This window comes from Candidatus Sulfotelmatobacter sp. (genome assembly GCA_035504415.1).
Lineage (GTDB): Bacteria > Vulcanimicrobiota > Vulcanimicrobiia > Vulcanimicrobiales > Vulcanimicrobiaceae > Vulcanimicrobium.
The window spans coordinates 186799-205929 of sequence record DATJRY010000011.1 but is presented as its reverse complement, the minus strand read 5'-3'; the positions used below and the strand labels follow the sequence as shown (position 1 = coordinate 205929).

Annotated in this window: 15 protein-coding genes; 2 read left to right on the top strand and 13 right to left on the bottom strand. The window is 70.6% G+C overall.

Going from position 1 to position 19131, the window contains the following annotated elements; translation table 11 throughout:
* Positions 1 to 102: 102 nt before the first annotated feature.
* From VMD91_07355 to VMD91_07320, 8 genes are read right to left on the bottom strand one after another with little or no spacing between them, the layout of a single operon-like run.
* Positions 103 to 942: a purine-nucleoside phosphorylase gene (locus VMD91_07355; GenBank protein ID HTW83866.1), complete on the bottom strand. Its 840-nt coding sequence runs from the start codon at positions 940 to 942 to the stop codon at positions 103 to 105.
* Positions 939 to 2480, bottom strand: a complete 1542-nt coding sequence (gene gpmI, locus VMD91_07350) for a 2,3-bisphosphoglycerate-independent phosphoglycerate mutase (GenBank protein ID HTW83865.1) — start codon at positions 2478 to 2480, stop codon at positions 939 to 941. The genes VMD91_07355 and gpmI overlap by 4 nt, the downstream gene beginning before the upstream one ends.
* Complete coding sequence (gene tpiA / locus VMD91_07345) at positions 2477 to 3238, bottom strand: triose-phosphate isomerase (GenBank protein ID HTW83864.1); 762 nt, start codon at positions 3236 to 3238, stop codon at positions 2477 to 2479. Before tpiA ends, gpmI begins: the two co-directional genes overlap by 4 nt.
* Positions 3235 to 4419, bottom strand: coding sequence for a phosphoglycerate kinase (locus VMD91_07340; GenBank protein ID HTW83863.1), 1185 nt, complete (start codon positions 4417 to 4419; stop codon positions 3235 to 3237). Before VMD91_07340 ends, tpiA begins: the two co-directional genes overlap by 4 nt.
* The gene (locus tag VMD91_07335; protein HTW83862.1) at positions 4416 to 6422 is read right to left on the bottom strand and encodes a S9 family peptidase; all 2007 of its coding nucleotides are present in this window, start codon (positions 6420 to 6422) and stop codon (positions 4416 to 4418) included. The genes VMD91_07340 and VMD91_07335 overlap by 4 nt, the downstream gene beginning before the upstream one ends.
* Positions 6419 to 7435, bottom strand: coding sequence for a type I glyceraldehyde-3-phosphate dehydrogenase (gene gap, locus VMD91_07330; protein HTW83861.1), 1017 nt, complete (start codon positions 7433 to 7435; stop codon positions 6419 to 6421). The genes VMD91_07335 and gap overlap by 4 nt, the downstream gene beginning before the upstream one ends.
* Before the next feature lie 12 nt (positions 7436 to 7447).
* The gene (whiA, locus tag VMD91_07325) at positions 7448 to 8356 is read right to left on the bottom strand and encodes a DNA-binding protein WhiA (GenBank protein ID HTW83860.1); all 909 of its coding nucleotides are present in this window, start codon (positions 8354 to 8356) and stop codon (positions 7448 to 7450) included.
* Positions 8353 to 8631: an RNA-binding S4 domain-containing protein gene (locus tag VMD91_07320; GenBank protein ID HTW83859.1), complete on the bottom strand. Its 279-nt coding sequence runs from the start codon at positions 8629 to 8631 to the stop codon at positions 8353 to 8355. Before VMD91_07320 ends, whiA begins: the two co-directional genes overlap by 4 nt.
* An 89-nt stretch (positions 8632 to 8720) precedes the next feature.
* Between VMD91_07320 and VMD91_07315 the strand changes: the two genes are divergently transcribed.
* Complete coding sequence (locus tag VMD91_07315; GenBank protein ID HTW83858.1) at positions 8721 to 9743, top strand: methionine synthase; 1023 nt, start codon at positions 8721 to 8723, stop codon at positions 9741 to 9743.
* Here VMD91_07315 and VMD91_07310 read toward each other — a convergent pair whose 3' ends face one another.
* Genes VMD91_07310 through VMD91_07300 form a run of 3 tightly spaced genes read right to left on the bottom strand, consistent with a single transcriptional unit; the run spans position 9744 to position 12380 of the window.
* Positions 9744 to 10148: a hotdog domain-containing protein gene (locus VMD91_07310; protein ID HTW83857.1), complete on the bottom strand. Its 405-nt coding sequence runs from the start codon at positions 10146 to 10148 to the stop codon at positions 9744 to 9746.
* Positions 10145 to 11335 (bottom strand): nucleoside triphosphate pyrophosphohydrolase, encoded by a 1191-nt coding sequence (gene mazG / locus VMD91_07305; GenBank protein ID HTW83856.1) that lies wholly within the window; start codon positions 11333 to 11335, stop codon positions 10145 to 10147. The genes VMD91_07310 and mazG overlap by 4 nt, the downstream gene beginning before the upstream one ends.
* Positions 11336 to 11393: 58 nt before the next feature.
* On the bottom strand, positions 11394 to 12380 hold the full coding sequence (locus VMD91_07300) for a peptidylprolyl isomerase (GenBank protein ID HTW83855.1): 987 nt from the start codon (positions 12378 to 12380) through the stop codon (positions 11394 to 11396).
* Between the two features lie 155 nt (positions 12381 to 12535).
* Between VMD91_07300 and VMD91_07295 the strand changes: the two genes are divergently transcribed.
* Positions 12536 to 14125, top strand: a complete 1590-nt coding sequence (locus VMD91_07295) for a Na+/H+ antiporter (protein ID HTW83854.1) — start codon at positions 12536 to 12538, stop codon at positions 14123 to 14125.
* Here VMD91_07295 and VMD91_07290 read toward each other — a convergent pair.
* Both VMD91_07290 and mfd read right to left on the bottom strand, forming a co-directional pair.
* On the bottom strand, positions 14122 to 15390 hold the full coding sequence (locus VMD91_07290) for a cysteate synthase (GenBank protein ID HTW83853.1): 1269 nt from the start codon (positions 15388 to 15390) through the stop codon (positions 14122 to 14124). The two genes, VMD91_07295 and VMD91_07290, sit on opposite strands and share 4 nt — an antisense overlap.
* Positions 15391 to 15476: 86 nt before the next feature.
* Entirely contained in the window at positions 15477 to 19040 is a 3564-nt protein-coding gene (mfd, locus tag VMD91_07285; protein ID HTW83852.1) for a transcription-repair coupling factor, read from the bottom strand.
* Between the last annotated feature and the right edge of the window lie 91 nt (positions 19041 to 19131).

Here is a 19131-nt window from a genome sequence, read left to right as displayed (position 1 = left end):
ACCCTTCGGGAAAGGAGCCGAGATACGCAGGATTCTTGCACGTCCGGCCAAGGCCGGCTACGCCCGAACGGCGGTACCCCGGTGGGCTAGCCGGTCGGGTGTTCAGACGGTCGGCGCGGCGGGCGTCGAGGCCAGGTTGGCGACGATCCCCTCGACCAGCCGCGCGACGTCCTCGGCGCTGCGCTGGGAGGCGGCGAGGACCTCTTCGTGCGAGGTCGGGACGCCGGCCCCGTGGACGTTGGTGATCAGCGAGAAGCCCACCACGTCGCGCCCCAGCGCGCGGGCGGCGATCGTTTCGAGCACGGTCGACATCCCGACCGCGTCGGCGCCGATGCCGCGCAGATACCCGACCTCGGCCGGCGTCTCGTACGCGGGGCCGGTCAGGCCGGCGTAGACGCCGTCGTGCAGCACGATCTCGTACTGGCCGGCGATGTGGCGCGCGAGCTCGCGCAAGTGCGGCGCGTAGGCGTCGATCATGTCGACGAAGCGCACCTCGGCACCGGGCAGCAGCTCCGGGCCGATCAAGGGACTGGTCCCGGTGAGATTGAGCTGGTCGACCAGCAGCATCAAGTCGCCCGGGCGGTAGGCGGTGTTGATGCCGCCGGCCGCGTTGGTCAGCACGATCGTGCGCGCGCCGGCGTGCGCGGCGACGACGATCGGGTAGACGACCTCGCTCGCGCTGTGCCCCTCGTAGAGATGAAAGCGCCCGCTGAACGCGATGACGCGTTTGTCGTGCAGCATCCCGATCAGCGCTTCGCCGGCGTGACCGGCGACGGTCGGCTCGGGCATCCCTTCGATGCGGCGGTACGGAATGGTCGCGCCTTCGATGCGTTCGCGCAGCACCGCACCGAAGCCCGACCCGAGCACGATCGCACAGTCGAGCTCGCCGCCGGCGCGCTCGCGCAGGAAGTCCGCCGCGGCTTCGACCCGTTTGCGCTTCATCGCGCCGCCGTCACCGGGGCGAGCAGGTTGCGGCCGGTCATCGCGGGCGGCACGTCCAAGCCGAGCAGCGGCAGCAGGGTCGGCGCCACGTCGCCGAGCTTCCCGCCGTCTTCGAGCCGGCCCACCGGCTCGTTGGCGATGATGACGAACGGCACCGGGTTGGTGGTGTGCGCCGTCAGCGGGTTGCCGTCGGGGTCGATCTTCTCTTCGGCGTTGCCGTGGTCGGCGGTGATCGCCAGGATGCCGCCGGCGGCCAGCACGGCGTTCGTCAACCGTCCCAGCGCGACGTCGAGCGTCTCGAGCGCGGAGACGGTCGCGTTCCACACGCCGGTGTGGCCCACCATGTCGGCGTTGGCGTAGTTCATCACGATGACGTCGTGGCGGTGCTTGGAGACGTCTTCGACCGCGGCGCTGGTGATGTCGGCGGCCGACATCTCGGGCGCGAGATCGTAGGTCGCCACGCTGCGGTTGGACGGGATCAGGATGCGGTCTTCGCCGGGGAACACGTCCTCGCGCCCGCCGTTGAAGAAGTAGGTCACGTGCGCGTACTTCTCGGTCTCGGCCAAGCGCAGCTGGGTGAGGCCCGCGCGGGCGACGATCTCGCCGAAGACGTCGAACTGCGGGCGCGGACCGAACAGCACCGGGTTGGGGAAGTTCTCCTCGTAGCGCGTCATCGTCGCCCACAGCAGCCGCTCGTAGTGGTGAACGGGGAAATGATCGAAGCTCGGATCGCTGAACGCGAGCGTCAGTTGGCGCGCGCGGTCGGGCCGGAAGTTGAAGAAGATGCAGGCGTCGCCGTCGGCGATCGGCCGCGGCGTGCCGACGATGGTCGGCGCGACGAACTCGTCGGTCTCGCCGCGCGCGTAGGCGGCGCGCAGTCCCTCGAGCGGGGTCGCCGCCGCGTGCTCGGCCTTCGCGTCGGCCAGCGCGTCGTAGGCTTTGCGGGTGCGGTCCCAGCGCTTGTCGCGGTCCATCGCCCAATAGCGGCCTTGCATCGTCGCGATCGCGCCGGCGTGTCCTTGATCGGCGCAAAACTGCTCGACCCGCGCGAGATATCGCTCGGCCGAGGACGGCGGCGTGTCGCGCCCGTCGAGAAAGGCGTCGACGACGAACGGGATGCCGGCGGCGACGGTGGCCGCGATCAGCGCCTCGAGGTGATCGAGCGAGCTGTGCACCTTGCCGTCGGAGACCAGGCCCAGGAAGTGCAGCCGGCCGCCGGTCTCGCGCACGTGCGCGAAACACTGCAGTAGCGTCGGATTCTGCGGCAGCTTGCCGTCGGCGATCGCCTCGTCGATGACGACCACGCCCTGCGGGACGACGCGGCCGCTGCCGATGTTGATGTGCCCGACCTCACTGTTGCCCATCACGCCCGCCGGCAGTCCCACCGCTTCGCCCGACGCCGCCAGCAGCGTGTGCGGGTGCGTCTCGAGCAGCCGTTTCCAGAACGGCAGCGCGGCCGCCGCGATGGCGTTGCCGTGCGTCTCGGGCGAGTAGCCCCAGCCGTCGAGGATCGCGAGGACGAAGGGACGGCGCTTCACGTGGCGCTGGCTCCTTTGCGCGCTGCGTCGAGCAGCGCGCTGAACGTGGCGGGGTCGAGGCTGGCACCGCCGACCAGTCCCCCGTCGATGTTCGGCTGTGCGACGAAGGCGGCGACGTTCTCGAGGTTCATGCTGCCGCCGTAGAGGATGCGTGCTTCGCGCAAACCCTCGACGGCTCCGCGAATCGCGGCCAGGATCGCGTCGGCCTGCGGCGGGGAGTCGGCTCTGCCGGTGCCGATCGCCCAGATCGGCTCGTAGGCGACCACGCAGCGCGCCACCTGCTGGGCCGGCACGTCGGCGAAGGCCGCCCGCACCTGTGCCTCGACCCGCGTGCGCGCGAGCCCGGCGGCGTGCTCGTCCTCGGTCTCGCCGACCGCGACGATCGGGGTGATGCCGTACGCCAGCGCGATCTGAACTTTCTCGTTGACGCGGAAGTCCAGCTCGCCGAACAGCGCGCGACGCTCCGAGTGACCGATGATGACCCAGCGGACGCCGAGCTCGACCAGCATCGGCGCCGAGATCTCGCCGGTGAAGGCGCCTTGGGGGGCCCAGTGCACGTTCTGCGCCCCCAGGCCGATCGGGGCGTCGCCGAGCGCGTCGCGCGCCGCGTCGAGCGCGGTGAAGGGCGGACAGATCACGACGTCGACCGCGTCCAGCGGCAGCGTGCGCCCCAGCAGGTCGGCGACGAACGCCCGCGTCTGCGCCTGCGTCTTGTGCATCTTCCAATTCGCGACGACCAGGCGTTTCACGGCGCTCACGAGCTCTCGAGCGCGGCCACGCCCGCGAGCGTTTTGCCTTCGAGAAACTCGAGCGTCGCGCCGCCGCCGGTCGAGACGTGCGTCATCGCGCCGGCGAAGCCGAGCGCGTGCGCGGCCGCCGCCGCGTCGCCGCCGCCGACGACGCTGGTCGCACCGTTGCGCGTCGCCTCGGCGATCGCTTCGCCGACCACCCGCGTGCCGTTCTGGTACGGCGCCTTCTCGTACACGCCCATCGGGCCGTTGAACACGATCGTCTTGGCCGCGCGTAGGACGGCGGCGTAGGCCTGCGCCGTCTGCGGCCCGATGTCGAGGATCATCCCCGTGCCGACCGCGTCGAGCGGGACGACGCGCGCGGTCTGGTCGGCGTCGAAGGCGTCGGCGACGACGGCGTCGGTCGGCAGGTGCAGCGCGACGTTCCTTTGCGTGGCCAGGGCGATGATGCGGGTGGCGGGTGCCAGGTCCGGATCGCGCAGCGAGCGTCCGACGTCGATCCCCTGTGCGGCCAGGAACGTGTTGGCCATGCCGCCGCCGATCACGAACGCGTCGACGTCGGCCAGCAGGTTCTCGAACACGCCGACCTTGTCGGCGACCTTCGCCCCGCCGATCGCGCAGACGTAGGGATGGACCGGGTCGCGCGTCAGCCGCGTGAGCGCATCGAGCTCGGCTTGCATCAGAAAGCCCGCGTAGGCCGGCAAATAGGCCGCGACGCCGGCCGTCGAGGCGTGCGCGCGGTGCGCGGTCCCGAAGGCGTCGTTGACGTACAGGTCGCCGCTGCGCGCCAGTTGCCGCGCGAAGGCCGGATCGTCGGCCTCTTCGCCGGGATGGAAGCGCACGTTCTCGAATAGCGCGAAGCCGCCGTCGGGGAGCGCGTGCGAGGCGGCCACGGCGGCGTCGCCGACGCAGTCGTCGACGAACCGCACCGGCGTACCGAGCAGCTCGGCCAGCCGCGCGGCGAGCGGCCGCAGCGAGTATTTCGGATTCACCTGCCCGTCCGGGCGGCCCAAATGCGAGAGGATGACCGTCTTCGCGCCGTGCTCGTGCAGCCAGCGCAGGGTCGGCAGCGCGGCGGTGATGCGCGTCTCGTCGGCGATCGCGCCGTCCTTCATCGGGACGTTGAGGTCTTCGCGCAGCAGCACGCGTTTGCCGCGCACCTCGGCGTCGGCCAGCGTCTTGAAGCTCATCGGAAGTGGGCCGCGACGAAGTCGAGCGTGCGGGTGAAGACGTCGACGGTGCGCACCGGATCGGACGGAAAGTGTCCGTCGACCGGATAGGCGACCAGGGTCGCGTCCTTGTGGTTGTCGCGCAGCGCGCGCCAGTACATCGACGAGGTCGCGAACGGATCGCGGTTGTCGCCGACGTCGGAGAGGATCAGCACGGGCGTGGTGACGTCGTGCGCATAGCTGATCGCGGAGGCGCGCTCCCACTCGGCGCGATTGCCGGGCACGTAGGGCGAGCCGTGGAAGAGCGCGGCGTCGGCGTCGGAGTCGTCGGCGACGCCGTAGTCGGTCGCCCAGTCGTTGACCGACGCGCCTGAGACGGCGGCGCGCCAGAGGTGGTACTTCGAGATCATCCAGGCGGTCATGATCCCGCCGTACGACCAGCCGTACACGCCGATGCGGTGCTCGTCGACGATCCCGCGCGCGCGCACGGCGTCGACGGCCGCCATGATGTCGCGGCCGGGCCCGGCTTCCGGATCGTAGAGCACGCCGTGCTGGTAGGCGTAGCCGAGGTTGTCGCTGCCGCGGTAGTTCGGCTGCAGCACCAGCCAGCCGCGCGCGGCGGCGAGCTGCGCGAAGCGGTCGAAGGTGCGCACGGACGCCGAGGTCGGGCCGCCGTGGATGTAGACCAGCAACGGGTACCGGTGACCGGCTGCGAAGTCCGGCGGCATCGTCAAGACGGCGTCGCCGCGCGGACCGAGCGAGGTCGGGAACGCGATCGTCTCGGCGGTGGCGAGGTGCAGCGCCGCGACGCCGGCGTTGTAATCGGTCACTCGCACCGGCGCGGCGCCCGGTGCGCGCAGATACAGCTCGGGCGGCTGCGTCGTCGAGCTGCCGACGAACACGAACGCGCCGTCGCGCGCGATCGCGCCGTCGAGCGGCGAGAGGATCGAGAGGTCGCCCAAGTCGACGCGGCTCGCGGCCGCGTCGTCGGCCGGTGCGCGCACCAGTGCGTCGCTGGTGCCGTCGTGCACGGTGAGCAGCAGCGCGTGCGAGTCCGGCTCCCACGCGCCGGCCAGCACGGCGCGGTCGTAGGCGTGCGCGACCGGCGCGTCCGCGGCCCCGCTGGGCGCGATCACGTACGCACCGGTCGGATTGACCTGGCTGTCGCCGTCGGAGTGCAGGTACGCCAGCCGCGCGCCGTCCGGCGAGAAGCGCGGGTCGCTCTCCCAGCCGGTGTGGGAGGTGGGCTTGCGCATCGCTTTGGTGGCGACGTCGATCAGCACGAGGCGTCCGTGGTCGGCGTCGTTGAGGATCGCGTTGGGCGTGACGACGAACGCGATCGTCCTGCCGTCCGGCGACCACGAGAGCGTCGACTGCGCCTCGCCGGTCGCGACGCTGGTGCTGCCCGTCGTCAGCTGGGTCGCGCGTCCGCCGTCCGCCGCGACGACGAACAGGTGCGCGGGCTTGGGCCGGCTGCGCGCGGTGATCGGTTCGGTGGTGAAGACGAACGCGTCTTGAAAGCGCGCCGCGCCGTGCTTGGTCGGATCGGCGTCGGTCGCGGCGTACGCGATCGCGCCGCCGTCGGGCCGCCAGGCGAACTGCTCGACGCCGTCGGGCGCGTGCGTGATCGCGCGCGCGTCGCCGCCGTCCATCGGCATCACCAGCACCTCGCGTTTGGCGTCCTCGCCCTCGCCGACGTTCGCCAGGAACGCCAGCTGTTTGCCGTCGGGCGACCACGTCGGATCGCCGAGCCCTTTGCGGTCCTGGGTCAGCGCGCGGTGCGTGTGCGCGCGCAGGTCGACCAGGTCGAGCTCACGCGCGAAGACGTCCGCGTTCCAATCGATGCGGCTGACGACGACGACGGCGCGCGTCCCGTCGGGCGAGATGGCCGGCGAGCTGACGCCGACCAGCGTGCGCAGGTCGGCGACGCCGAAGGTGCGCGGCGCGGCGGACCCGCTGACGAACGTCGCCGCCGCGAAGAGCGCGGCGGCGACGGGGACGGTGGCGCGGGACGGTCGTTTCACGCGACCGGTGAGGGGATCTTCGCGGCGATCATCTCGGTGAGATCGGCGAGGCGGCACGAGTAGCCCCACTCGTTGTCGTACCAGGCCGCGATCTGGATCAGGTCGCCGTTCGCGTTGGTCAGCTTGCCGTCGATGATCGAGCTGTACTGGTTCTTCTTGAAGTCGCTCGAGACCAGCTCTTCGTCGGTGTACTGCACGTACTTCTTGAGCGGACCGCTGGCGGCGGCGCGCAGCAGCGCGTTGAGCTCGTCCTTGGTGGTCGGCTTCTTCGTCTGCGCGACCAGGTAGATCATCGAGACGGTCGGCGTCGGCACGCGCAGCGCGAAGCCGTCGAACGTGCCCTCCACCTCGGGGATCGTCAGGTAGAGCGCCTTGGCGGCGCCGGTAGAGGTCGGGATGATGTTGGTGGCGGCGTTGCGGGCGCGGCGCAGATCGCGGTGCGGGCCGTCGAGGATGTTCTGATCGTTCGTGTACGAGTGGATCGTGGTCATGAAGCCGCGCTGCCAGCCCAGCCCGTCGACGATCGGCTTGACCGCCGTCGCCAGACAGTTGGTGGTGCACGACGCGTTCGAGATCACGTTGTGCTTGGCCGGATCGTAATCGCCCTCGTTGACGCCCAGCACGAGCGTCACGTCTTCGCCCTTGGCCGGCGCGGAGATGATGACTTTCTTCGCGCCGCCGCCGTCGATGTGGGCGCGCGCCTTGGCCGCGTCGGTGAATAGGCCGGTCGACTCGATGACGATCTCGACGCCCAGGTCCTTCCACGGCAGCTTGCCGGGGTCGCGCTCGGCCAGGATCTTGATCGTCTTCCCGTCGATCGTGATCGAGTCGGCACCGGCCGTCACCGTCCCGTCGAACGCGCCGTAGTTGGAGTCGTATTTGAAGAGGTGCGCGCTCTCGGCGGCGCTGGTCAGATCGTTGACGGCGACGATCTCCACGTCCGGATAGCGCTCGAGGAGCGCCTTGGTGAAGTTCCGTCCGATGCGGCCGAAGCCGTTGATTCCGATGCGCATGGCTCGGCCGCTTTAGACGGGAGAAACTTCCGGCTCCTCTCGTTCGCCCCGTAATCGCTTGACCAGCCGCATGAGCGAGGCGAGCCGACCGTTGATCGTCGCCTTCCCGACCGGCGGCACGCAGCGCCGGCCGAGCTCCGCCAGGGTTTCGTCGGGGTGTGCCAGGCGGAGCTGCGCCGCCTCGCGCAGGGCCGGCGAGAGGTTGCGCAGGCCGTACGCGTCGGCCAGGTAGCCGAACGCTTCGCGCTGCGCCGCGGCCGCCGCGGCCGCGCGCACGACGTTCGCGGCCTCGGTGTTGACCAGCCGGTGGATGCGGTTCTTGGTGTCCTTGACCGCCGCGACGTCCTCGAGATGGAGGATCGCGCCCGACGCGCCGACCGCGCCCAGCACGGTCACGATCGCGTCCAAACCCTTGAGGTAGACGACCCGGCGGCCCTTGCGGACCATCGTGCGCGCCTGCACGCCCTCGGCGGCGATCAGGGCGGCGATCCGCTCGGCGCGGGCCGCGTCGGGGACGACGAACTCGAGGTGGTAGCCGTGCTGCGGCGCCGCGACCGACCCGGTGGCCAGGAACGCCGCCCGCAACTCGGCCCGCCGCTCTTCGCGGCGGCGCGGCCGCGGCGGCGGCGGGGCGCTGGGACCCAAATCGATCTCGAAGGTCGTCGACTTGTAGAGCCGGGCGTCGTGGCCGCGGCGGACGGCCGCCGGCCGGCCGGGGACCTCGAACAGCGTGCGGGCCAACCGGGCGACGGTCGGCCGGCGGGTGCGAAAGACGCGCTCGCCGGCGGCGCCCGGCTGGCCGCCGTAGAGCGCCAGCCCCGCCCGCAGCGCGGCGCGCACGGCGGGATCGGCCGGCACGTCGCGCGCCAGCGCGTCCTTGGCGTCCGACGAGAGCCGCGAGCGGCGGGGCGGGCCGCTCACGTCAGCCAGTCGACGGGATCGTCCCGGCGCTCCTCGACGATCTCGTACAAGTCCGCCGGCTTGAGCGAGGGCAGCACGCGTTCGGGGACCTGCAGCACCCGCACGGTCACGAAGCGCGTGCGGTAGTGGATCACCAGCACGTCGCCGACCTTGACCTCGTAGCCCGGCTTGAGGACGCGTCCGTCCTTGGTGATCCGACCGGCCTCGATGCCGTCCTTCGCTTCCGCGCGCCGCTTGGCCAGCCGCGAGACCTTCATGTACTTGTCGAGCCGCAACGCACGAGGCTTCCGCGCGACGACGGAGCGGCCATGCCGCTGCGTGATAGCCGCGGCGGAACCGCCGACCGCATGCCGAAGCGCGGCCCATGGGTCTCTCGACGACGATCGCCGGCAGTCTGCCCAAACCGTCATGGCTGGCCGAGCCGGAGCGCATCTTCCCCAACTGGCGCCTCGAAGGCGCGGCGCTGGCGGAGGCCCAGCACGACGCCACCCGGATCGCGATTGCCGAACAGGTGCGCGCGGGGATCGACACCGTCACCGACGGCGAGCAGAATCGCAAGCACTTCGTGCACGGCTTCGCGGAACGGCTGGCGGGCGTCGACGCGACGAAGCGCCGCACGCGCGGCATCCGCGCCGACCGCTACGAGGCCGTCTGCCCGACCGTCGTCGGCGAGGTCCGGCGCACGGCGCCCATCCACGTCGAGGAGATGCGCTTCGCGCGCACGCTCACCGACGGGCCGCTCAAGATCACGATTCCGGGCCCGATGACGCTGGTCGACACGGTCTGCGACGACGCCTACGGCGGTGACCGCCGCGAGCTGGCCTTCGCGTTCGCGCGCGCGATCCGCGAAGAGATCGCGGCGCTGGTCGAGGTCGGCGTCGACGTCGTGCAGCTCGACGAGCCGGCGTTCAACGTCTACTTCGACGAGGTCGCGGACTGGGGCGTGCAGGCCGTCGACTACGCCTTCGGCGGCGCGGACTGCACGCGCGCCGTGCACGTCTGTTACGGCTACGGCATCCCGGCCAACAATCAGTGGAAATCCAACCTCGGCGACCGCTGGGACCAGTACGCGCACGTGCTGCCGCTGCTCGCGCAGAGCACGGTCGAGCAGATCTCGATCGAGCTGGCCGGCTCGCACGTTCCGCCCGCGGTGCTCGAGCTGGCCGGCGACAAGGTGCTGGCCGTCGGCTGCATCGACGTCGCCAGCGAGGTGGTCGAGACGCCCGAAGACGTCGCCCGCACGATCGAGCTGGCGCGCCGCTACGTCCCCGAAGACCGGCTGGTGTGCTCGACCAACTGCGGCATGGCCCCGATGAAGCGGGAGATCGCCTACGCGAAGCTGCGCTCGCTCGCCGACGGCGCGCTGCTGGTCAGCGTCGGCTTGTAATTACGTCTCCGCCGGCGTCGTGCGCTGCTGCGCGGCCGGCGTGACGCAGGTGCCGCGGGCGCGTACGACCAGGACCGGTTCGTCGAGCACGTCGGCGGCCGACGGGGCGACGTCGGGACGCGGCGCGATCACCTTGTGGGCTTCGAACTCCATCGTGCGCGAGGTCGTGCCGACGCGGGTGATGCGGCCGCGGGCTTCGATGTAGTCGCCGGCGTGCACGGGCGCCTTGAACTCGACCAAGTCGTAGGCGACGAACAGCCCTTCGTCGCCGTCCTGGCGGATCAGCAGCTCGGTCGCGACGTCGCCGAATAGGCCCAGGATGCGCGCGCCGTCGACCAAGTCGCCGCCGTAGTGCGCGTCGTGCGCGCTCATGCGCACGCGGATCAGCGACTCGCGCTCGTTCATGCCGCGGTCTTCGCCTGCTGCCACAGGTCCTCCAGCTCGTCCAGCGTCATGTCGCCCAGCTGCCGCCCGTCGGCCAGCGCGTACGCCTCCATGTAGCGGAAGCGCTTGTCGAACTTGGCGTTGGCGTCACGCATCGCGCCTTCGGCGTCGATGCCCAAGCGGCGCGCCAGGTTGACGACGGTGAACAGCACGTCGCCCAGCTCCTCGCGCACGTGCGGATCTTCCGGCCGCAGATCGCCGGCTTTGATGCGCGCGTCGGTCAGCTCCCGCAGCTCCTCGGAGAGCTTGTCGGTGATCTCGCGCGCGTCGGTCCAGTCGAAGCCGACGCGGGCCGCCTTCTCTTGCATCTTCTGGCCGCGCTGCAACGCGCCGAGGTGGACTGGGATGCCGTCGAGCTTGGACGTGCGCGCGAGGCCGGTCGCCTCTTGCGACTTGAGGACTTCCCAGTTGGCCCACACCTGATCGACGCTGGTGACCGCGGCGTCGCCGAAGACGTGCGGGTGTCGGCGAATCATCTTGTTCGAGAGGCCGTCGATGACGTCGGCAACCGAGAACTTGCCGCGCTCGGTCGCGAGCTGCGAGTGGAAGACGATCTGGAAGAGCAGATCGCCCAGCTCTTCGCACAGCTCCGCGTCGCTGCCGTGCTCGATCGCGTCGACGACTTCGTACGTCTCTTCGATCAGATAGCGCACCAGCGACGCGTGCGTCTGCTCGCGGTCCCACGGACACGAGCGGCGCAAGCGCGCCATGATCTCGACCAGGTCGTCCCAGCTGTGGTGCGTCGAGCCGGGCGGTAACGGGACCAGCGGCATCGTGATCGACGCCGAGAGCGTCGCGCGCGGCATGCCGGGGACGATCTCCGCTTCGACGCCCGCGCGCTCGAGCGCGCGCAGCAGCACCGGCAAGCCCAGGAAGTCGGAGAGCGGGTTGCCCAGCACGGCCAGGCCCAAGTCGCGCGCGTCGATGCGCGTGACGAAGGTGTCGATCACCTCGATCGAGCCGCGCAAGAACAAGCCTTGGTCGGTGATCAGCGACCGCTCGATGGTGATGCCGTCGCTCTCCAAGAACCGGACGAGCTCCGGCGGCGCGAGGACGGTGGCGGCGCGGCCGACGGCGCGCAACGACTCGCGACTGCCCAGCGTGAGGAGGCCGGGGTCGCCTGGGCCCAGGCCCACGATCCGAATCATGGCTGGTGCCCCAAGTTCGCGAGGCGGGGTCGTTCCGACTCCCGCCTCGCGCGTGGGGTTACTTGGTCGCTGCCGGAGCGGGCGCGGTGGTCGCCGCGGCCGGCGCTGCCGACGCGGGGGCGGCGGCCGGCGGTGCGGGCGAGGGCGGCACCGGCGGGAACAGATCCTTGTAGCGGTCGTCGTCGACCTGGATGTTCGCCTGCGCGCGCAGCGACTGCAAGAACGCCGGCACCTGCGTGGCTTCTTGCTGCTGCGTGAGCTGCTGCTTGATCTGATCCTTGGTCGCCGCGAAGGTCGCCTTGGTGGCGGGCTTCTTCTCTTCGACCTGGATGATGTGGTAGCCGAACGGCGACTTCACCGGCCCGACGATCTGTCCGACCTTGGCCGCGAACGCGGCGTTCTGGAACGCCGGGACCATCTGGCCCTTGCCGAAGAACCCGAGCTCGCCGCCCTTGTCCTTGCTGGACGGGTCGGTCGAATATTGCTTGGCCAGCGCGTCCCAGCTGCCGCCGGCCTTGAGCTTGGCCAGCACCGTCTGCGCGGTCTGCGGGTCGGCGACCAGGATGTGGCGCGCGCGCACCTGCTCGGGCTTGTCGAACTGCGCGTGGTTCTTGTCGAAGTACGCCTTCACGTCGGCGTCGCTGACGTGGATGTTCGGCGCGACGGCCTTCTCGAGGATGATCTGCTGGCGCAGGATGTTGTCGACGTCCTGCATCGTGAGGCCTTGCTGTTTGACGATCGTGTCGAACTGACCGGGCGGGTACTTCGACTTGATGTCGGCGAGCTTCTTATCGATGTCGGACTGGGGGACGTCGATGTGCTTGTCCTGCGCGTACGAATCGATGAGCTTCTGCTGCACCATCTGGTTGAGGACTTGCTTGGCGGCCGGACCGTTCTCGAGCCGGTTGTCGAAGTCGGCCTTCGAGATGTTCTGCCCGTTGACGGACACGATGGTACCGCCGCCGCCCCCGGAGGCACAGGCGGCAAGCGAGATGCAGAGCGCGGCCGTGCCGAATGCGGCGGCTGCGCGGGCAATACGGGACATCAGATCTCCGTCACATGGTCACGACGTGAAAAGGCGGAGGGGAATGCGTCCTCCGCGCGACTTGGGCGGGTTCGGGGCTCGCGGATCGCGTCCTCTTGGATCGGGCAGGATTTTGGCCGGCGGGAGGGAGGCGGCCGGACGCCGGAACGAGGGGCGTGAGCGAGCCGTTGCTGCTCGTCCTGGGCCTGGCCGCGACGGTGACGTTCGCGATCCTGGCCCGGCGACTGGCCCTGCCTCCACCGATCGTTTTCGTGCTCGGCGGGACCCTCTTGGCCTTCATCCCGGGCTTGCCGGCGATCCACATCTCGCCGGACTGGATCTTCCTGGCCGTGCTGCCGCCGTTGCTGTTCAGCGCCGGCTGGAACACCGACTGGAAGATGTTTCGCGCCAACCTGCGGCCGATTCTGCTGGCGGCGATCGGCTTGGTGATCGTGTCGACCGTCGCGGCGGCGGCCGTCACGATGCAGATCATGCCGTTCATGGGCTGGGCGGCGGCCTTCGTGCTGGGCGCGGTCGTCTCGCCGCCCGACGCGGTCGCGGCGGAGGCGATCTTCGAGCGCTTCGCGCTCCCGCGCCGCATCGTCACCATCCTCGAAGGCGAGGGGATGATCAACGACGCCACGGCGCTGGTGATCTACGCCTACGCCGTGACCGCGGTGACGACCGGCGCGTTCTCGCTGCCGCGCGCGCTCGTCTCGTTCGTCTTCGTGGCCATCGGCGGCATCGCCGTGGGGCTGCTGGTCGCGTGGATCGTCGTGCGGCTCAACGTGCTGCTCGAGCGCTACGAGCTCAACGATCCGACGCTCTCGAACATCATCGTCATCGCCGCGCCGTACGGCGCGTACTTGGGCGGCCAAGTCGTGCACGTTTCATCGGTCTTGGCGACGGTGGTGGCGGGGCTTGCGGTCGCTCGTCGGTCGTCGGTCGTCTTCTCGCCGCAAGGGCGGCTGGTGGGCAACAACGTCTGGGAGATCTGGACCTCGCTGCTCGACGCGTTCTTGTTCCTGGCGATCGGCTTGCAGCTGCGCACGATCGTGCACGACGACCCGCAGGCCCTGGGCTATCTGCCGGCCGCGTTCGCGATCGCCGCGACGCTGATCGTCGTGCGGCTGATCTGGATGTTCCCGGCGGCGTGGATTCCGCGACTGATCCCGGCCGTGCGCCGGCGCGATCCGTATCCGCCCAACTCGTGGCTGGTCGTGCTGGGCTGGAGCGGGATGCGCGGGATCGTCTCGTTGGCCGCGGCGCTGGCGGTGCCGCTGCGCGACGCGAACGGCATGCCGTTCCCGGGTCGCGACGCGATCATCGTCATCACCTTCGTGGTCATCCTGGTGACGCTGGTCGGGCAAGGACTCACGCTGATCCCGCTCTTGCGGATCCTGCGCTTGAAGGACGACGGTGCCGACGCGGCCGCGCGCGACCTCGCCGCGCGCATCGCGGCGCTCAAGGCCGGCGAGCGCGAGCTGCAAGAAATCATCGCGGGCACCAGCGACGAGCACCAGCGCGAGATCGTGCAGCGCCAGCTCGACGAGTACACGCACCGCATCGAGCACCTCGAAGGACACGAGGGCCAGCGCAAGCCCGCCGAAAGCTCGTCCAGCAAGTTCGACCACGACGTGCAGATGCGCGCGCTGCATGCCGAGCGCGCGAAGATCGCCGAGCTGCGCGACGCCGGCAAGATCCCCGACGAGGTCTATCGCCTGATCCAGTACGACCTGGACTTGGCGGAGTCGCGCCTCGTTTAAGCGGAGAGCAGCTCGGTCAGCGCCGGGAAGGCGCCCTGCGTGTCGCGTGCAACGACGTAGGTCGGGCGCTGTTCGACCCGCACCGGTTCGCGCCGGCGCGCGCCGCCGCCGGTGACGTGCACGAGAATGCGCTCGCGGGGACCGATCTCGCCGGCGCGCACCGCGCGCACCAGCGAGGCGAGGGTCACGCCGGCGGCCGGTTCGACGTCCATCCCTTCGAGGTCTTCGAACATCCGCATCGCCGCGCGCACTTCCGCGTTGGCGATGGCGTAGGTCGTGCCGCCGCTCTCGGCCAGCGCGTCGCGCACGCCGCCGATCGTCGCGTACGGCGGGGCGACGTTGGAGAGCACCGAGGCGGCGATGCGGCGCACTTGCTCGCGGGCGACCAGCGGGCTGCGCTCGTCGAGCGTCGCGCTGCGGCCGACCCAGGCGTCGTGAATCGGGGTGAAGGGTGCGTTCTGGCTGAGCATCAGGCGCGGCAGCCGGGTCCCGAAACGGCCGTCGGCGATCAGTCGGAGGGCGGCCTCGTGGGCGGCCAGCGCGCCCGCTCCGCTGCCGACGCCCTGGAAGTAGGCGTCCGGGAGCGTGCCCATCGCTTCGACGGCCTCGAGCATCGCGGTGCCCATTCCGTCGCGGCGGCCGACGTTGCGCACCCCGCCCTCGAGGACGTAGCCGTCCTCCTCGGCCAGGCCGCGCGCCAGCGCGATGGCGTCCTCGTACTGGCCGCCGTCGACCGCGACGACCCGCACGCTCGGTCCGATCCGGACCAGCGCCGCCAGCCGTTCCCAGGCGTCGCCGGGGATGACGATCAGGACCGGGGCGTCCAGCTCGGTCGCCGCCCGGGCGAAGGCGGCCGCGGTGTTGCCGGCAGAGGAGATGACCAGCGTGCGCTGCTCGTCGCGCGCCAGCCGGCCGAGGACCGCGTAGGCCTCGAGCTCCTTGAAGGTCGTCGTCTCGAGGGTCGCGCCGCGCTGCGGCCACCAGCCGCTGAAGGCGATCCACAGGTTCGCGAGCCCGAGGTGGGCGGCCAAGCCGGTGCTCTGATAGACCGTGCTGCGGGCGAACGTCGCCAGGGCGCGCCCGCGCGGCAGCCAGCGGCCGTAGCGCAGGAGCGAGGGGACGTCGTCGACCGCGAACGCGCGCTGGTAGACGGTCCGCAGGAGGGCGGGCCCGTGCGCGTGCGGGCAGTCGAGCACGACGCCGTCGTCCTCGATCGCGGCCGCGCAGGCGCAGCACCGGAGCTGATAGTCCCTCCCGGTCGTCACCTCTGTGGTATCGGCAGGACCGCGAATCGGCTCCAGGGCGGCCCGGGAACGGCGCGCGCGAACTGGCTGGCCGGGCAAAACGGCGGTTAGGGCGCCAGCGCCTCCAGCAGCGCGTGCAGCGTCGGGAGCTGCTCTTCGGCCGAGCGGACCGGCAGGTCGACGGTGATCTTCCCCTCGCCGAAGCGGAAGCGGTTCTTCGAGATCGACTGCAGCTTGGGGATGGCGGCCGGGTCGAGCGCGAAGCCGCTGCCGACGCCGAGCGTCAGCCGCTGCTCGTTGATGACGACGCGGGTGACGCCGACCGCCAGCGCGAGCACGCGCAGCCGCGTGATCTCGACCAGCGCGTCGAACTCCGGCGGCGGTGCGCCGAAGCGGTCGCGCACCGAGGCGACGGTCTCGTCGACCTGCGCCAGCGTGCGCGCCGCGGCGAGCTGCTGGTAGATCGCGATCTTCTGCGAGATCTGCGGAACGTAGTCGTCGGGGACGTAGGCGTCGAGCTTGACGTCGATGACCGCCTCGCGGGCGTCCTCGTGCGCCGCGGCGACGCCCTTGCGCTCGGCGATCGCTTCGGCCAAGAGCTGCGCGTAGGTCTCGAAGCCGACCGCGCCGATGAAGCCCGACTGCGCCGCGCCCAGCAGGTTGCCGGCGCCGCGGATCTCCAGGTCGCGCATCGCGATCTGCAAGCCGCTGCCCAAATGGGTGAACTCGCGGATCGCTTCGAGCCGCGCCTTGGCGTCCTCGCTGAGCGCCTTGTGCGCCTGATACAGCAGGAACGCGTAGGCCTGATGGTTCGAGCGGCCGACCCGGCCGCGCAGCTGGTAGAGCTGCGCCAAGCCGAACTTGTCGGCGTCGTTGACGATGATGGTGTTGACGTTGGGGATGTCGATCCCGTTCTCGATGATCGTCGTCGAGACGAGCACGTCGACCTCGCCGTCGATGAACGCGTTCATCACCGGCTCCAGCTCGTGCTCGCGCATCTGGCCGTGCCCGACCGCGACCCGCGCCTTGGGCACCAGCTGTTCGAGCGCGCGCGCCACGCCGTAGATCGACTCGATCCGGTTGTGGACGTAGTAGACTTGTCCGCCGCGGTCGAGCTCGGCGGCGATCGCGTGCTGGATGACGGCGTCGGACTGCGGCACGACGACCGTCTTGATCGACATGCGGTTCTTGGGCGCGGTCTGGATCAGCGAGAGATCGCGCACGCCCATCAGCGACATCTGCAGCGTGCGCGGGATCGGCGTGGCCGAGAGCGTCAGCACGTCGACGGTCGCGCGCAGCTGCTTGAGCCGCTCCTTGTGCATGACCCCGAAGCGCTGCTCCTCGTCGACCACGATCAGCCCCAGGTCCTGGAAGACGACGTCCTTCTGCAGGATGCGGTGCGTCCCGACGACGACGTCGACCTTGCCTTGCGCGAGATCGTCGAGCACGGCGCGCTGCTCTTTCTTGCTCTTGAAGCGCGAGAGCTCTTCGATCCGCACCGGGAACGAGGCGAAGCGGGTCAGCAGCGTGCGCGTGTGCTGCGCGGCCAGCAGCGTGGTCGGGCACAGGAACGCGACCTGCTTCTTGTCGGCGATCGCCTTGAAGATCGCGCGCACCGCGACTTCGGTCTTGCCGTAGCCGACGTCGCCGCAGACCAGCCGGTCCATCGGGCGCGGTGATTCCATGTCGTGCTTGGTCTCGTCGATCGCTTTGGCTTGGTCGGGCGTCGGCTCGTAGGGGAACGACTCTTCGAGCTCGGCCTGCCACGGCGTGTCGGGCGCGAAGGCGTGGCCGCGCGCGACCTCGCGCTCGGCGTACAGCGCGACCAGCCCTTCGGCGATCTCGGCCAGCTTCTCGGAGACGCGCGTCTTGGTGCGGGCCCAGTCGGCGCCGCCCATGCGCGAGAGGCGCGGCGCGGTGCCTTCGTTGGCGGTGTACTTGGTGACCTGATGCATCTGGTGCACCGGGACCAGCATGCGATCGGTGCCCGCGTAGCGGAGGTCGAGATAGTCGCTGGTCGCGCCGAGGATCGTCTCGGTGCGCAGGCCCAGGTATTGCCCGATGCCGTGCACGGCGTGCACCACGTAGTCGCCGACCCGCAGATCGGCCAGCGTGACCGGGACGCCTTCCTTCACCGCGCGCAGCTTGACGCGCTTGGCGGGTTGGCCGAAGATCTCGCGATCGCCCAGCACGCGCAAGTGCAGCCCCGGGATCGCGAAGCCGCTCTCGATCGAGCCTTGATCGACGTAGACCGTGCCGGCGCGCGGCACGCCGGACGCGCTCATCGCGACGCCGTCGGTGCCGACGCTCGCGCGCAAGTGCACCAGCGGCGCGCTGCGCTCGACGCCCACGCCGGCGGCGCGCACGATCTCGGCCAGGCGCGAGGCGCCCGAGGCGACCAGCCACAGCGTCTCGCCGGCGGCGACCCACTCGCGAACCGCTTGGGTGAACAGCTCGACGCGCCGGTTGAAGTGCTCGACCGGACGCGTCTCGAGCACGAAGCTCTCCTGCGCGTCGGGCAGCCACGACTGCTCGCCCACCTCGATGCCGCCGGTGACGATCAGCACGCGCCGCGCCGCCAAGCGCGCGGTCTGATCGCGCAGCGTCGGATACGGTGCGACGACCTCGGCCAGCAGCGCTTCGCCGACTTCGTCGTCGCGCACGTCGAGCTCGCCGGAGTCGACGCCGGCCATCAGCGCTTGCGCGCCGCGGCTGCGTTCCTCTTCGAGGCCGCGCTCGACGGTCTCGAGCAGACCGGGCTCTTCGAGCACGATCAGCGCGCGCGGGTCGAGATAGTCGAGCACGGTCGCGCGCTCGTCGTAGGCCAGTGCCAGCCACGGCTCGGGGACGTCGGCGCCGCCGCCCACGTACGCGCGCAGCGCCGAGATGACGCCGGCTTCGCCCTGCGCGCGCGCCAGTACGTTGGCGCGCAGCGTCTCGTCGCGCAGCACCTCGAGCCAGGGCGTGACGTGCACCGCGTCGAGCGCGCCGCTCGAGCGCTGCGACTGCACCGCGAACGGTCGCATCGACTCGATCTCGTCGCCGAAGAACTCGATCCGGACCGGGCACTCGGCGGTGGTGGGGAAGACGTCGAGGATGCCGCCGCGCACGGCGAACTCGCCGGCCGCGCTGACGACGTCGACGCGCGCGTAGCCGAGCCGGTAGAGCCAGGCCAGCGTCTCTTCCCAATCGGCGGTGGCACCGACGCGCAGCGTGCGCGCCGCGCCTTCGAACACGCCGCGCGGGATGACGTACTGGCGCAGCGCGCCGACCGGCGCGACGATGACCTGCGGCTTGCGGGCGCACAGGTCGGCCAGCAGCGTCATGCGCGCGCTGCGCTCGGACGGCGACTCGATGGCGCCCAGCGTCTCGTCGCGCGGACGCAGCAGCGCGACCCGCTCCGGCTCTTTCTCGCCGAAGTAGTACGTCAGGTCGGTGAACGTGCGCTCGGCGATGTCGGAGGTCGGCACGACGACCAGGATCTGGCCGCCCAACGCGCCGTGCAGCGCCGCCAGCAAGTACGGCCGCGCCGTCGGCGTCGTCTCGTGCAGCGAGAAAGCGTGCCCACGCTCGTCGATGGGTGCGCGCAAGCGCTCGATCAGCTCGGCGAGCGGGCGCGAGGAGGCGGGAAGGGCGCGGACCAGGGATGGGGCGAGGACGTCGGGCGGCACGGGTCCTCCATCATACCACCGCGGGCCCAATTCTGGCGGTGTTAGCAGTCTATTGACAGGATTGCCAGTCGCTCGTACAATAGGGGTGTCA

What these genes read in the sequence shown, in the direction of transcription:
- VMD91_07355 (HTW83866.1), bottom strand. Translation starts at nt 942, where the DNA reads ATGAAGCGCAAACGGGTCGAAGCCGCGGCGGACTTCCTGCGCGAGCGC.
- VMD91_07340 (HTW83863.1), bottom strand. Translation starts at nt 4,419, where the DNA reads ATGAGCTTCAAGACGCTGGCCGACGCCGAGGTGCGCGGCAAACGCGTG.
- gap (HTW83861.1), bottom strand. Translation starts at nt 7,435, where the DNA reads ATGCGCATCGGAATCAACGGCTTCGGCCGCATCGGACGGAACTTCACC.
- VMD91_07315 (HTW83858.1), top strand. Translation starts at nt 8,721, where the DNA reads ATGGGTCTCTCGACGACGATCGCCGGCAGTCTGCCCAAACCGTCATGG.
- VMD91_07310 (HTW83857.1), bottom strand. Translation starts at nt 10,148, where the DNA reads ATGAACGAGCGCGAGTCGCTGATCCGCGTGCGCATGAGCGCGCACGAC.
- mazG (HTW83856.1), bottom strand. Translation starts at nt 11,335, where the DNA reads ATGATTCGGATCGTGGGCCTGGGCCCAGGCGACCCCGGCCTCCTCACG.
- VMD91_07300 (HTW83855.1), bottom strand. Translation starts at nt 12,380, where the DNA reads ATGTCCCGTATTGCCCGCGCAGCCGCCGCATTCGGCACGGCCGCGCTC.